Genomic DNA, 13,604 nt, shown 5'->3' with positions numbered 1-13,604 from the left:
GCATGCCGTTGACGGGCGCCGACACGGGCTCAGCCGCCGTGGTGCTTGGTGACGTACTTCGGGCCGTTGACGCCGTAGCCGGCCTTGCCCATCGCGAAGCCCACGATGAGGCCGATCACGACGACGGCGGCGGACGCCCACACTCCCCATGCGAGGTCGAACCAGAAGCAGAGCGTCCCGGCGGCGAAGCCGATCAGCATGATGACGACGGCCGTCCAGGCCGCCGGCGAGTGGCCTTCGCCGAGTTCTGCGGGCTCAGTGTTGCTCACGGTGCTCCTCGTTGTCGCTGGCGCCACCGGTCGGGCGGCGCTCCGTCGATCCTACCGTGTCCAGGGTGTCGGGCTGCCCGGCGGCGGCGTCCCCCGCGGTCGGGTCGACGCCGGCGCTGAGGTCGTCCCAGTCGACGACCGCGTCGCGGACGACGGGTCGACGTGGCGTGCCGTCGGCGGCCGCGGGACCTCCGGCGACACCCGCGGCGGAGGCGGAACCGGGCGTGGCCGCGTCGCCGTACTTCCGGCTCGGTCCGGGCCAGGACCGCTGGAGGAAGAGGACCGCGACGCCGAGCAGCGCGGCGAGCACCCCACCGATGATCCCGATGACCGGCCAGGCGCTGACGTCGACCCCGGTGACGACCTGGCGGACGGCCCCGATGTCGCTGACACCGGCGACCGAGCCGATCGCGCTCCGGGCGGCGGCTACCGGGTCGGACAGGGCCGTGACCCCGGTGACGACGACGGCCACGCCGAGCAGGACCTGCACGACGGCGAGCACGACGCGGACGACCCGGCCCGCGATCGTCATCGCGAGGAAGAGGGCGAGGCTGGCGATCGCGACCGCCGTGTACTGCGGCACCACGGTGGCGCCGTCCGCGTCGACGGTCTTCACGACGGCCGCGGTGTGGTCGAGGTGCACGGTGAACCAGGTCTGGGTCCACGAGAGCATGACGAGTCCGGCGACCAGGAGCCCGAGGACGACGACGAGCGGGCGGGAGCGCTTCACGGGGTGACTCCGGTCATCCGGTTGGCGGTCGCGACGGCACGCAGCGGTGCCGCGGCCTTGTTGACCGACTCGAGGTGTTCGCTCGCCGGGTCCGAGTCGGCGACCAGTCCGGCACCGGCCTGCACCCGGGCCACCCCGTCCTGGATCAGGGCGGTGCGGATCGCGATCGCGACGTCGGCGTCCCCGGCGAAGTCGAAGTAGCCGACGACCCCCGCATACGCCCCGCGCTTGGCGGGTTCGAGCTCGTCGATGATCTGCAGCGCACGGGGCTTCGGTGCCCCGGAGAGCGTGCCGGCCGGGAAGGTCGCCCGGAACACGTCGATGGCGGACATCCCCGGTCGGATCGCGCCCTCGACACTGGAGACCAGGTGCATGATGTGGCTGAACCGCTCGACCGTCATGAACTCCGTGACGGCGACCGTGCCCGGCTCGCACACCTTCTGCAGGTCGTTGCGGGCGAGGTCGACGAGCATCAGGTGCTCGGCGCGTTCCTTCGGGTCCTGCAGCAGCTCGTCGCCGAGGCGGACGTCCTCTTCCGTGGTGGCACCACGGGGCCGGGAGCCGGCGATCGGGTGGGTCATCGCCCGACCGTCCTGCACCTTCACCAGGGCCTCCGGCGAGGCGCCGACGATCCAGAACGGCTGACCGTCGGTGCCCTCGAGGGACAGGAAGTACATGTAGGGGCTCGGGTTCAGGGTGCGGAGGACCCGGTAGACGTCGAGCGGGTCGGCCGTCACGTCGTGGTCGAACCGCTGCGAGATGACGACCTGGAACACGTCGCCGTCGCGGATGAACTGCTTCGACCGCTGGATCGCGGCCGCGTACTCGTCCGGCGTGGACCGGGATCGCGCGGTCGGCTCCGCGATGTCGAACGCCTCGGCCACGGTCGCGATGCTCGGCTGCACGAGGTCGGCCTGCATCCGGTCCAGCCGGGCCTGCGCGTCCGACCAGAGGGTGTCGGCGTCGTCGGTGCCGTCGTTCAGGGCCGTCGCCACCAGGAGGACGAGCCCGGTGCGGTGGTCGAGGGCGGCGAGTTCGGCGACGAACGACAGCGCCTGCCCCGGGACGTCGAAGTCGGCGGGCGGTGCGTCGGGCAGGTGTTCGAGCTGGCGGACCGCTTCCCACCCGATGAAGCCGACGGTGCCGCCGACGAGGGGCGGCAGGCCCGGCACACGGGGGGTCGCCCAGCGCTCGTGCAGCCGTGCGAGGACCTCCAGCGGCTGCCCGTCGAGCGATCCGACGGCCCGTTCGGCGGACATCCCGGTGTCGATCCAGGCGGCCCGGTCGCCGTCCTGGGTGAGGACGCCGAAGCTGCGGACGCCGACGAACGACCAGCGCGACCAGAGACCGCCCTGCCCGGCGGACTCCAGGAGGAACGACCCGGCACGGCCGTCGGCCAGCTTCCGGTAGACCCCGACCGGGGTCTCGCTGTCGGCGAAGAGCGCGCGGACGACGGGGACCACGCGGTGGCCGTCGCCGACGAGTCCGTCGAAGTCGTCGCGGAGCGTGGTGCGGGGCGAGTCGCTCACCGTGCGTCCCCGTCCGCAGCAGCAGCGGGTGCCGAGGCCGTCACGGGATCGAGCGGGTCGACGTCGAAGCACCGGTGCGCGCCGGTGTGGCACGCGGCACCGATCTGCTGCACCGTGACGAGCAGTGTGTCGTCGTCACAGTCGAGGGCCGCGGCACGCACGTACTGGGCGTGACCGGACGTGTCCCCCTTGCGCCAGTACTCGCTCCGGGACCGCGACCAGAAGGTCACCCGGCCCTCGGTCAGGGTGCGGCGGAGGGCTTCGCGGTCCATGTAGCCGAGCATGAGGACGTCCTTCGACGATTCCTCCTGCACGATGGCGGGGAGCAGTCCGTCCGCACCGAAGCGCGCGCGGTCGAGGACCGCTTCGGTGCTGGTGCTGGTGCTGTCGGTCATGAGGGCACCAGCCTACGGCCCCGCCCGTCGCGCCGCCTGCGGGCGGCCAGGCCGGACGGGAGGCCCGACACGGCTGGACGTGACCGCCTCAGCGGACGACGTGGCCGGTGGCGCGCAGCGCGTCCTTGACGTCCCCGACGGTCATCTCGCCACGGTGGAAGACGCTCGCCGCGAGGACCGCGTCGGCCCCGGCGTCGACGGCGGGGGCGAAGTGTGCGACGTGCCCCGCGCCTCCCGAGGCGATGACCGGCACCGAGGACACCGCACGGACGGCGGCGACCAGCTCGAGGTCGAAGCCGTTCTTCGTGCCGTCGGCGTCGATCGAGTTGACGAGGAGCTCCCCCGCGCCCCGCTGGACTGCCTCTCGGGCCCAGGCGATCGCGTCGATGTCGGTCTCGGTGCGGCCACCGTGCGTGGTGACCACGAAGCCGGACGGCACCCGCTCGGAGCGCTTGACGTCGAGCGACAGGACGACGGCCTGCGCGCCGAACCGGTCGGCGATCTCGGAGACCAGCTCGGGGCGGGCGATCGCGGCGCTGTTCACGCCGATCTTGTCCGCACCGCACTGCTGCAGCCGGCCGACGTCGTCCACGCTGCGGACGCCGCCACCGACGGTGAGCGGGATGAAGACCTGCTCGGCGGTGCGGGTGACGGTGTCCCACATCGTGGCGCGGTTCTCGACCGTGGCACCGACGTCGAGGAACGTCAGCTCGTCGGCACCCTGCTCGTAGTAGCGCGCCGCGAGCTCGACGGGGTCGCCGGCGTCCTGCAGGTCGAGGAAGTTGACGCCCTTGACGACCCGGCCGCCGGAGACGTCGAGGCACGGGATGACGCGGACCGAGACGCCGCCCAGCGCGGTGGCGGCGACGCCCGGCTCGGGTGCGGCGGTCACAGGCGTGCGGCGTGGATCGGGCTGACGAGGATCGCCCGGGCGCCGAGGTCGTAGAGCGCGTCCATGATGAGGTTCGCGTCGTCACGCGGGATCATCACGCGGACGGCGGACCAGTCGCGGTCGTGCAGCGGCGAGACCGTCGGCGACTCGATGCCGGACGCGATCGCGGTCGCCTGCTCGAGCAGCGCGGACGGGATGTCGTAGTCGAGCATCACGTAGCCGCGGGCCACGAGGACGCCCTGCAGCCGCCGGCGCAGCACGTCGATGCCGGCGATCGTCTCGTCGGTGGTGATGAGCACCGCGGTCGACTCGAGGATGACCGGGCCGAAGATCTCGAGCCCGGCGGCGCGGAGCGTGCTGCCGGTGGAGACGACGTCGGCGACGGCGTCGGCGACCCCGAGTCGGACGGCGCTCTCGACGGCGCCGTCGAGCTTGACCAGGGTGGCGGTGACGCCGTGCTGCGCGAGGAACTCCCCGACCAGGCCCGGGTAGCTCGTGGCGACGCGGACGCCCTCGAGGTCCTGCAGCGTGCTGTACCGGCCCGGAGCGCCGGCGAAGCGGAAGGTGGAGTCCGCGAAGCCGAGCGCGTCGACCTCGTGCGCGGTCGACCCGGAGTCGAGCAGCAGGTCGCGGCCGGTGATGCCGACGTCGAGCGCGCCCGACCCGACGTAGGTCGCGATGTCGCGCGGCCGGAGGAAGAAGAACTCGACCCCGTTGCGCTCGTCGATGAGGTGCAGCGCCTTCGGGTCACGGCGACCGGCGTACCCGGCCTCCCGCAGCATCTCGGAGGCGGTCTCGGACAGTGAGCCCTTGTTGGGCACGGCGATGCGGAGCATCAGGTCTGCTTCCTGGAGGAGGGGTCGGTGACGGTCTCTGCGGTGCGCGGGGTGACGCGCTCCCTACAGATGTCGCCAGACGTCCGCCGGGGTGAGGCCCTTCGCGATCATGAGGACCTGCAGGTGGTACACGAGCTGCGAGATCTCTTCCGAGGTGCGCTCGTCACCCTCGTACTCGGCCGCCATCCAGACCTCGGCGGCTTCCTCCACGATCTTCTTGCCGATCTGGTGCACGCCGGCATACAGTTCGGCGACGGTGCCGGAGCCGTCCGGGCGCGTGCGCGCCTTCTCGGTCAGCTCCGCGAACAGGTCGTCGAACGTCTTCACGCTCTCAGGCTACCGGTCCGCGAGGGCCTGCTGCGCCGCGGCCCGGAGATCGGTGATGCGTGCCGCCGGCTCACCGCCGTACACCGCGGACCCGGCGACCAGGGTGTCGGCGCCGCTCCGGACGGCCTCCGGCACGGTGTCGACCGCGATGCCGCCGTCCACCTCGAGCCAGACGTCGAGCCCGGACGCGTCGACCGCGGCTCGGGCGTCGGCGAGCTTCGGCATCACCGAGCGCATGAACGCCTGCCCACCGAAGCCGGGCTCCACGGTCATGAGCAGGATCATGTCGTAGGCGTCGAGGTGGTGCAGCACCTGCGTGACCGGGGTGCCGGGCTTCAGGGCGACCGCGGCGCGGGCTCCGTTCGACCGGATCGCAGCGGCGGTCGCCACCGGGTCGGTCGCGGCCTCGAAGTGGAAGGTGACGCTCGACGCCCCCGTCTCGGCGTACTTCGGCGCCTCGGTGTCGGCGTCGGTGATCATCAGGTGGACGTCGAGCGGCACCGGCGACACCTGCTGCAGGCGCTGCACGATCGGCAGGCCGAGCGTGAGGTTCGGGACGAAGTGGTTGTCCATCACGTCGACGTGCACCATGTCGGCGGTCTCGATGCGCTGGAGTTCGCGCTCGAGGTTCGCGAAGTCGGCGGACAGGATGCTCGGCGAGATGCGGATCGTCACCCGTCGAGCCTACCGGCCGGGGCCCGGGCAGCCACCGACCCGGCGGGCCGTCAGGCGGTGCGGCGGAACAGCGCGATGAACATCGCGTCGGTGCCGATCCGGTGCGGCCAGAGCTGCACGGTCCGGCCGTCGGCGACCTGCGGGTCACGTGCGGCGACCGAGCGGACCACCGAGGCGGTGTCGAGCTGTTCGAGCAGGTCCCCGTGCCGGCGCATCAGGGCGTCGACCTGCCCGCGCGTCTCGGCCAGGTGCGGTGAACAGGTCACGTACGCCAGGGTGCCGCCCGGTGCGAGCACGCGGACCGCGGCCTCGAGCAGTTCCTCCTGCAGGAGCGCGAGTTCGGCGACGTCCTCCGGCTGCTTCCGCCAGCGGGCCTCCGGGCGGCGGCGCAGTGCGCCGAGCCCGGTGCACGGGGCGTCGAGCAGGATGCGGTCGTACATGACGCCGGAACCGTCGTGGCCGTAGCGACGGCCGTCGCCCTCGACCACGGTGACGGTGTCCCGGAAGTCGCGGAGGGCCTCCCGGACGAGCCCGACCCGTGCCGGGACGAGTTCGTTGGCGGTGAGCGTGGCACCGCCCTGTGCGGCCTCGGCGGCGAGGAGCGCGGCCTTGCCGCCGGGTCCGGCGCAGAGGTCCAGCCAGCGTTCGCCGGCGCGGACGGCGGACGAGCGGGACAGGGCGAGGGCGGCGAGCTGCGAGCCCTCGTCCTGGACGCGCAGCCGGCCGGCTGAGACACCGGGGACGCGGGCCGGGTCGCCGGTGACACCGCGGATCCCGACGGGCGAGACCGGCAGGTCGGGTGCGGCCGGCAGGTCGGGTGCGGGCGGCGCGGTCTCGGCGCGCGCGCTCCCGCGCGCTGCGTCGTCACGGTCGGCCTCGTCGTGGTCGACTTCGGCGGCGGCACGGACGGGAGGCTCGTCCTCCGCCGCGTCGTCGTCCACCGTCGTGCGCGCGGTCGCCTGCTCGACGTCCTCGGCCGTGGCGACGCCGGGCAGCGCCGCGAGCTGGACCCGCGGTGCCTCGTTGTCGGCGGCGAGGAGCGCGACGAGTTCGTCACGGGACCGTTCGGCGGCCAGGGCGTCCCGGAGCGCGGAGACGACCCAGACCGGGTGCGACCACCGCGTCGCGAGCAGGGCGTCGCCGCCGAGGCCCGCCGTCACGAGCGTGTCCCACTCCTCCGGGGTCTTGCCCGCGACCTTCCGCATCACGGCGTTGACGAAGCCGGTGGCGCGCGCGACGCCGACCTCCCGGGCGAGCTCCACCGTCGCGGAGACCGCCGCGTGCGTGGGCGTCCGCATGCCGAGGAGCTGGTGCACGCCGAGGCGCATGACGTCGAGCACGTCGGCCTCGATGAGATCCGCCCGGCGTCCGGACGCCACGGCCACGACGACGTCGTAGCGACCGATCATCCGGATCGTGCCGTAGGTGAGCTCGGTGGCGAAGCCGGCGTCCCGGGCGCTCAGGCCGGCACGTCGGATGCGGGTCGGCAGGAGCAGGTTCGCGTAGGCGTCGTCGACCTGGACGGCGCGCAGGACGTCGAACGCCACACGCCGGGCGCTCACCTGACGGGGTTCACGTGGACGCCCTCCGGGTCGTCCGCCGGTCCGCCCGACACCGCTGCCGCTGCCCCGGCCCCGCTGCGCGTCACGTGCACGTCCCTGATCCGCGCTCATGCGAGCACCTTCCCGTCGAGCGGTCCGAGCCCTCGGGCCCACGCCGCGGCGTCCATCGCCTTCTTGCCGGCCGGCTGCACCTCGGTCAGCACGAGCGGTTCGTCCGCCGTCCCGACCAGCAGGGCGCCGTCCACGAGCCGGAGCGCACCGGGGGCGAGGTCCGGGGCGGAGTCCCCCGTGCCTCCCGGCCGTCCGTCGTGTGCGGCGAGCCGGTGCGCCCGCAGCAGCTTCACCCGGGTCTCACCGAGGTGCGCGAACGCGCCCGGTTCCGGGGTGACGCCACGGAGTCGGGCGTGCACCACGGACGCCGGGGCGGCGAAGTCGGTGCGGCCGTCCTCGAGCGTCAGTTTCGGGGCCGAGGTGGGCTCACCGACCTGCTCGGTGGCGACGGCCGTGCCCGCGGCGAGGGCGTCGACGACCCGCACGACCACGTCGGCGCCGGTCACCGCCATCGCGCTGAGGACCTCGCCGGAGGTGGCCTCCGGGTCGATCGTGAACGGCTCGGCCGCGAAGACCGGGCCGGCGTCCAGCGCCTCGACCAGCTGGAACACCGTCGCCGCCGTCGTCGTGTCGCCGGCCATCACGGCGCGCTGCACGGGGGCGGCCCCGCGGTACGCCGGCAGGTCCGAGAAGTGCAGGTTGACCCAGCCGAGCCGTGGGGCGTCGAGCGCGGGTCGGCGGAGCAGTGCGCCGTACGCGACGATCACGCCGAGGTCGACGTCGAGCGCTGCGATGCGGGCCGTCACGGCGTCGTCCACGCGGGAGGCCTCGATGGCGGGCAGCCCGAGCTCCGCCGCGACCTGCGCGACCGGCGTCGGCGTGAGCACGCGCTTCCGACCCTGCGGTGTCGGCGGGCGGGTCAGCACCGCCACGATCTCGTGGTCGGAGGCCGCCAGAGCACGGAGGGTGGGGACCGCGGCAGCGGGGCTGCCGGCGACGACGAGACGCATCGGACCAGTCTCCCACGACCCGCAGCGGCGAGCGGGCGGCCTGACGGGTGGCCCCGTCCTGGGTTGTCCCCGGTGCGAGGATCCGCCGCACCTCCGGACACCCCGGTCGCCGCACGGGTACCTTCACAGGCAATTCCCTGAAAGGAACGAACATGTCAGACCGACTCTCCACCCCCGCACCCACCAGCTTCGCCGAGACGCCCGTGCAGAAGGGCGCCCTCGTCGTCGGCATCGTCTTCCTGCTCGTCGGGCTCGCCGGCTTCATCCCGGGCCTCACCACCGGTGACCTCGGTGGCGCCGGCAACGACTCGATGGGCATGCTGCTCGGCATCTTCCAGGTGTCCGTCCTGCACAACATCGTGCACCTGCTCTTCGGCGTCGTCGGCGTCCTGGCCGCCCGTCGTGCCAGCGGTGCCCGGCTCTACCTGGTCATCGGTGGCGTCGTCTACTTCGTGCTCTGGATCTACGGCCTGTTCACCGCGAACAGCGACAGCGCCGCGAACTTCGTGCCGCTGAACTCGGCCGACAACTGGCTGCACCTGGTCCTCGCCATCGGCATGGTCGCCCTCGGCGTCGTGCTGTCGCGTGGCCGTCGTGCACCGGTCGGTGCGGAGCGCACCGCTCGTTGAGAGCTGCGGTGACGGAACGGGAGGCCCGTGGCGGGATCGCCACGGGCCTCCCGTCATGTCCGGGGCGGGTTCCGCGACCAGCGCCCTCGCACCCCGGGCCTCGGGCCCCGGGTCTCGGGCCTCAGACCTCCGAGAACGGTTCGGCGTCGTCCATCCGGACCCGGAGGGCCGGCGCAGCGCGGCGCTTCGTCCCGCCCTTCACGACCCGCCGCGTCGACGACCGGCGGATCACCTCGGCCTTGAGGGTCGCCGCGACCTCGGTGCCGTGCCCGTAGGGGAAGCGCACGATCGCCCGGACCGTCCCCGGCGTCGGGTCGTCGACCGGCACCGGTCCGAGGACCGGACCCACCGGTGCGTCTCCGAGCGCCTCGATCGCGCCGGTCACCGCCTCGTCCGTCCCGGTCAGGGTGGCGACCCGCACCGCCGGCGGGAAGAACAGTTCACGACGGTCGGTGAGTTCCTCGTGCGCGGGGACGTCGAGCCGCCAGAGGGCCATCGCGTTCGCGAGTTTCCCGCCGATGCCGACGAGGTACACCGGCGCCCCGGGGGCGCCCTTCGCCGCGGCGTTCGCCCAGATCCGGAGGACGTCCTCCTGCACGCGCAGCCCCTCGCGCGCCAGCATGCGTTCGCCGTCGAGCAGCAGCACGCAGGCGTACCCACCGGCGACGTCGGGTTCGGCGCCGCGGGTGGCGACGACGACCGCGGGACGGGCCGGGACCTCGTCGATCGGGCGTGACCCGTCGGCCACCACGATCCGGGTGTTCGGGAAGGCACGACCGAGTTCGTCCGCGGTGCGCTGGGCGCCCTGCCCGACGGGCTTCAACCTGCCGTTCCCGCACGTGGGGCAGCGGTACCCGGCCGCCAGCGCGCCGCAGAACCGGCACTGCGGGGTCGACCCGGCGTGCGGGCTGCCGAGCGGACCACCGCACACCCGACAGTGCGCGCGTTCCCCGCACTCGGTGCAGACCAGGCCCGTCCCGAAGCCGGGGTTCGACACCTGCACGAGCACGGGACCGTCGTGGCTGGCCTCGCGCGCCGCACGCCAGGCGCTGCTCGGGATCCGGGCCTGTGCGGCGTAGCCGTCGGCGTTCGTCTGGTGTGCCGTCGGGATCACCTTCGGCACCCGGGCACGGTACGGGCTGACCTCCCGCAACCACCCGAGCTCGACGAGCCGCTGCACGTCGGTGCTCCGGGCGTGCGACACCATCAGCAGCGCGGCCCCGGACTGGGCCGTGCGCACCAGGGCGACGTCACGGGTGTGCACGTACGGGGCGCGCTGCTCGGCGAACGACGGGTCACCGTCGTCCCAGAGTGCGATGAGGCCGAGCTCCGACGCCGGCGCGTAGACGGCGGCGCGGCTGCCGATCGCCACGACGGGGTGCGTGCGTGCGGTGAGGAGTGCGCGAGCCCGCTGTCCGTTCGTCTGCTTGGCGTCGAACCGCACCACCCGCTCGGCGGGCACGAGGACGAGCAGGGCGCGCTCGAGGTCGGCGACGTCACGGAAGTCGGGCACGGCGATGACGGCGGACCGCTCCCCCGCCAGGGTGTGTGCGGCGGCCTGCGCCAGGGTGGCGGCCCAGCCGGGGACCCAGGTGGGAGCGGGCGAAGTGCTGTCGGCGGTGTCGGGGTCGCCGGTGCTGTCCGCGTCGCCGGTGTCGGTGCTGTCGGCGTCGCCGGTGCTGTCTGCGTCGTCCGCGGCCGTCGTGGTGGGGGCGGCGAGGAGGACCGGGTGCGGGATCGCGCTGACGGCGGCGCGTCCGCCGGCGTCGATGACGCCCTCGAGGACCGCGTCGCCGTACCCCTCGACCGGGACCGCCGTCACCCGGGGCGGCACGTGGCCACGGTCGCGCGCGAGCCAGGCCTTCTCCGGCCGGACCTGGCGGGTCGGCACGGCGAGGCGCAGCACGTCACTGGCGACACCCGCGGCGCGGTCGGCCACGGCACGCGCGAGCTGCCAGACCTCCGGTGCGAGCACCGGCACCGGGCTGACGAGCTCCTCGACGGCGCTCAGCTCCCCCGGGAAGTCGTTCTCGGGGGACAGCGCGTCGTCGGCCACGATCTCCACCACGTAGGCGTCGGTCATCCGGGCGCCGGAGCGCAGCGGCACCCGGACGCGGACTCCCGGCACGCAGTCGTCCTCGATCTCGGCCGGCACCCGGTAGTCGAACAGACGGTCGAGCTGCGGGAGCGGCGAGTCGAGGACGACACGCGCGACGGTGGCCACGAGGGCCTCAGACGGTGGCGGGGACGAGTCCTGCCGCGGTGCGGAGCTCCTCGACGCGGTCGAGCTGCTCCCAGGTGAAGCCCGGCAGTTCGCGACCGAAGTGCCCGTACGTCGCCGTCTGCGCGTACTTCGGCTGCAGCAGGTCGAGGTCGCGGATGATCGCGGCCGGACGCAGGTCGAAGACCTGCGTGATCGCGGCCTCGATCGTCGCGTCGTCCACGTGTCCGGTGCCGAACGACTCGACGTACAGACCGACCGGCTTCGCACGGCCGATCGCGTACGCGACCTGGACCTCGAGGCGGTCGGCGAGACCGGCCGCGACGGCGTTCTTCGCGACCCAGCGGAGCGCGTACGCCGCCGAGCGGTCGACCTTCGACGGGTCCTTGCCGCTGAACGCGCCGCCACCGTGACGGGAGGCCCCGCCGTAGGTGTCGACGATGACCTTGCGTCCGGTCAGTCCGGCGTCGCCCTGGGGGCCGCCGATCTCGAAGCGTCCGGTCGGGTTCACGATGACGTCGACGTGCGACGAGTCGAGGTCGACCAGGCCGAGGACCGGACGGATGACGTGCTCGGTGATGTCGGCCGTCAGCTGCTCGAGCGAGACGCTCGGCGCGTGCTGGGTCGACAGGACCACGGTCTCGACGGTCTTCGGCGTGACGCCGTCGTACCCGACGGTGACCTGGGTCTTGCCGTCCGGACGCAGGTACGTCAGCTCGCCGGACTTGCGGACCGCGGCGAGCTTCTCGGCCAGACGGTGCGCGAGCCAGATGGCGACCGGCATGTACTCGGGCGTCTCGTTCGTCGCGAAGCCGAACATGATGCCCTGGTCGCCGGCACCCTGGCGGTCGAGCGGGTCCGTGCCTGCACCCGAGCGGGTGTCGAGCGACTCGTCGACACCCTGGGCGATGTCCGGAGACTGGGCACCGATCGAGATCTCGACGCCGCAGGTGCGGCCGTCGAAGCTCACGTCGGACGAGTTGTACCCGATGCCGGTGATGACGTCGCGGACCAGCTGCGGGATCTCGACGTACCCGGAGGTCGTGACCTCTCCTGCGACGTGCACGAGCCCGGTCGTCACCATCGTCTCGACGGCGACCCGCGCGTGCGGGTCCACCGTGAGCAGGGCGTCCAGGATCGCGTCCGAGATCTGGTCGCAGATCTTGTCGGGGTGGCCTTCGGTCACCGATTCCGACGTGAACAGACGGAGCGCACTCACCGGGATCAGGCGGAGGGCTGCTGCTGCTTGGTGACGGTCAGCTTGTCCTCGTTGATCTCGTGGAGCGCGACCGAGAGCGGCTTGTCGTCGATCGTCGAGTCGACGAGCGGGCCGACGTTGTCGAAGAGCGAGCCTTCGTGCAGGTCGGCGTAGTAGTCGTTGATCTGTCGAGCGCGCTTCGAGGCGAAGATCACGAGCGCGTACTTCGACTCGACCTTGCTGAGCAGGTCGTCGATGGGCGGGTCGATGATGCCCTGGGGGTTGGCCATGGGGTTGCTCCTCGTCGTCGGTGCACCGGTCAGGGCGCAGAGAACAAGTCTACGACCTCGCGTGCCGCCGTGCTGACATCGGAGTTCACGATCCGCACGTCGAACTCGTCCTGGGCCGCGAGCTCCACCTTGGCGGTCTCGAGTCGGCGGGTCTGTTCCTCCGGCGACTCGGTGCCGCGGCCGATGAGCCGACGGACGAGTTCGTCCCACGTCGGGGGCAGCAGGAACACCAGGACGGCCTCGGGCATGGCGTCCCGCACCTGGCGGGCGCCCTGCAGGTCGATCTCGAGCATGACCTTCTCGCCGGCGTCCAGCGCGCGGTCGATCGGCGGGCGCGGGGTGCCGTACCGGTAGGAGTTGTGCACGGTCGCGTACTCGAGCAGTTCGCGGTCGCGGATCATCCGGTCGAACTCGGCGTCGTCCACGAAGTAGTAGTGCACGCCGTCGACCTCGCCCGGGCGGGGCTTGCGGGTCGTGGCGGAGACGCTGAGGTTCACCTCGGGGTACTGCTCGCGGATGTACGCGCTGACCGTGCCCTTGCCGACCGCGGTGGGTCCGGCGAGCACGACGAGCTTCGACGCCGCGCGCTTGCGTCCGCGCTGGGCGAGCCAGTCGGCGAGCTCGGTCCGCTGTCGGCTGCCGAGTCCCCCGAGACGCTTCGACGGGGCGATCCGCAGTGCACCCATGACGGCTTCGGCCCGGGCGGGTCCGACGCCCGGCAGGCTCGTCAGCAGGTCGCGGACACGGAGCGAGCGTTCGGCCGCGGTGGTCGCGACGACCGACTCGTCCTCGGACCACGCGGAGCGGGCGACCTCGAGCGGCGACCGGTCACCGGCGGCCACCGCGGCCTTCACCGCGGCACGGGCGCGTCGGGCGGCGACGGCGGCCTTCGCGGCGGCGACCCGGTCGACCTCGGGCGGGTTGCGGTGCGCCGGCAGTGCCGAGCGGTCGGCGGTCGGGCCCACGGGACCCTCCGTCGCCTGCTCCTCG

General features: G+C 73.0%; 15 protein-coding genes. 1 reads left to right on the top strand and 14 read right to left on the bottom strand.

The annotated features are described in order from the left end of the window. Positions 1-29: 29 nt before the first annotated feature. The 10 genes from E9228_RS01475 to E9228_RS01430 form a co-directional block, all read right to left on the bottom strand. The gene (locus tag E9228_RS01475; protein WP_111073564.1) at positions 30-269 is read right to left on the bottom strand and encodes a DUF6704 family protein; all 240 of its coding nucleotides are present in this window, start codon (positions 267-269) and stop codon (positions 30-32) included. Next, positions 256-999: a Trp biosynthesis-associated membrane protein gene (locus E9228_RS01470; protein ID WP_166778841.1), complete on the bottom strand. Its 744-nt coding sequence runs from the start codon at positions 997-999 to the stop codon at positions 256-258. The genes E9228_RS01475 and E9228_RS01470 overlap by 14 nt, the downstream gene beginning before the upstream one ends. Then, positions 996-2,528 (bottom strand): anthranilate synthase component I, encoded by a 1,533-nt coding sequence (locus tag E9228_RS01465; protein WP_166778840.1) that lies wholly within the window; start codon positions 2,526-2,528, stop codon positions 996-998. Before E9228_RS01465 ends, E9228_RS01470 begins: the two co-directional genes overlap by 4 nt. Further along, complete coding sequence (gene hisI, locus E9228_RS01460; protein WP_166778839.1) at positions 2,525-2,923, bottom strand: phosphoribosyl-AMP cyclohydrolase; 399 nt, start codon at positions 2,921-2,923, stop codon at positions 2,525-2,527. The genes E9228_RS01465 and hisI overlap by 4 nt, the downstream gene beginning before the upstream one ends. 88 nt (positions 2,924-3,011) lie before the next feature. Beyond that, the gene (gene hisF, locus E9228_RS01455; protein WP_425248361.1) at positions 3,012-3,815 is read right to left on the bottom strand and encodes an imidazole glycerol phosphate synthase subunit HisF; all 804 of its coding nucleotides are present in this window, start codon (positions 3,813-3,815) and stop codon (positions 3,012-3,014) included. Beyond that, the gene (hisG, locus tag E9228_RS01450) at positions 3,812-4,651 is read right to left on the bottom strand and encodes an ATP phosphoribosyltransferase (protein WP_111073568.1); all 840 of its coding nucleotides are present in this window, start codon (positions 4,649-4,651) and stop codon (positions 3,812-3,814) included. The genes hisF and hisG overlap by 4 nt, the downstream gene beginning before the upstream one ends. A 63-nt stretch (positions 4,652-4,714) precedes the next feature. Then, positions 4,715-4,978: a phosphoribosyl-ATP diphosphatase gene (locus E9228_RS01445; RefSeq protein ID WP_166778838.1), complete on the bottom strand. Its 264-nt coding sequence runs from the start codon at positions 4,976-4,978 to the stop codon at positions 4,715-4,717. Positions 4,979-4,987: 9 nt separating this feature from the next. After that, positions 4,988-5,653 (bottom strand): ribulose-phosphate 3-epimerase, encoded by a 666-nt coding sequence (gene rpe, locus E9228_RS01440; RefSeq protein WP_166778837.1) that lies wholly within the window; start codon positions 5,651-5,653, stop codon positions 4,988-4,990. A gap of 50 nt (positions 5,654-5,703) precedes the next feature. Continuing rightward, positions 5,704-7,215 carry an RsmB/NOP family class I SAM-dependent RNA methyltransferase gene (locus E9228_RS01435; protein ID WP_341849728.1) on the bottom strand — a complete coding sequence of 504 codons (1,512 nt, stop codon included), beginning with the start codon at positions 7,213-7,215 and terminating at the stop codon, positions 5,704-5,706. A 107-nt stretch (positions 7,216-7,322) separates the two neighbouring features. Beyond that, positions 7,323-8,276, bottom strand: coding sequence for a methionyl-tRNA formyltransferase (locus E9228_RS01430; protein WP_166778836.1), 954 nt, complete (start codon positions 8,274-8,276; stop codon positions 7,323-7,325). Positions 8,277-8,428: 152 nt separating this feature from the next. On the opposite strand from E9228_RS01430, the gene E9228_RS01425 reads away from it, so the two are divergent. Then, positions 8,429-8,905: a DUF4383 domain-containing protein gene (locus tag E9228_RS01425; RefSeq protein WP_208385436.1), complete on the top strand. Its 477-nt coding sequence runs from the start codon at positions 8,429-8,431 to the stop codon at positions 8,903-8,905. Between the two features lie 121 nt (positions 8,906-9,026). Here E9228_RS01425 and E9228_RS01420 read toward each other — a convergent pair whose 3' ends face one another. The 4 genes from E9228_RS01420 to gmk are packed head-to-tail and all read right to left on the bottom strand — an operon-like array spanning position 9,027 to position 13,579. Continuing rightward, positions 9,027-11,129, bottom strand: a complete 2,103-nt coding sequence (locus E9228_RS01420) for a primosomal protein N' family DNA-binding protein (protein ID WP_166778835.1) — start codon at positions 11,127-11,129, stop codon at positions 9,027-9,029. A gap of 7 nt (positions 11,130-11,136) precedes the next feature. Then, positions 11,137-12,345: a methionine adenosyltransferase gene (gene metK / locus E9228_RS01415; protein ID WP_166778834.1), complete on the bottom strand. Its 1,209-nt coding sequence runs from the start codon at positions 12,343-12,345 to the stop codon at positions 11,137-11,139. Positions 12,346-12,350: 5 nt separating this feature from the next. Next, positions 12,351-12,614 carry a DNA-directed RNA polymerase subunit omega gene (gene rpoZ, locus E9228_RS01410; RefSeq protein ID WP_110902190.1) on the bottom strand — a complete coding sequence of 88 codons (264 nt, stop codon included), beginning with the start codon at positions 12,612-12,614 and terminating at the stop codon, positions 12,351-12,353. A 29-nt stretch (positions 12,615-12,643) separates the two neighbouring features. After that, complete coding sequence (gene gmk, locus E9228_RS01405) at positions 12,644-13,579, bottom strand: guanylate kinase (RefSeq protein ID WP_425248360.1); 936 nt, start codon at positions 13,577-13,579, stop codon at positions 12,644-12,646. Positions 13,580-13,604: the final 25 nt, after the last annotated feature.

Origin of the sequence: Curtobacterium salicis, from assembly GCF_011759505.1 — a bacterium.
Lineage (GTDB): Bacteria > Actinomycetota > Actinomycetes > Actinomycetales > Microbacteriaceae > Curtobacterium > Curtobacterium salicis.
The sequence above is the reverse complement of the archived record's forward strand: the minus strand, read 5'-3'. Positions and strand labels throughout refer to the sequence as shown.

Bases quoted from the DNA above. Each gene is read 5' to 3' on its own strand.
- hisI (WP_166778839.1), bottom strand. From the start codon at position 2,923: ATGACCGACAGCACCAGCACCAGCACCGAAGCGGTCCTCGACCGCGCG.
- hisG (WP_111073568.1), bottom strand. From the start codon at position 4,651: ATGCTCCGCATCGCCGTGCCCAACAAGGGCTCACTGTCCGAGACCGCC.
- E9228_RS01430 (WP_166778836.1), bottom strand. From the start codon at position 8,276: ATGCGTCTCGTCGTCGCCGGCAGCCCCGCTGCCGCGGTCCCCACCCTC.
- E9228_RS01425 (WP_208385436.1), top strand. From the start codon at position 8,429: ATGTCAGACCGACTCTCCACCCCCGCACCCACCAGCTTCGCCGAGACG.
- rpoZ (WP_110902190.1), bottom strand. From the start codon at position 12,614: ATGGCCAACCCCCAGGGCATCATCGACCCGCCCATCGACGACCTGCTC.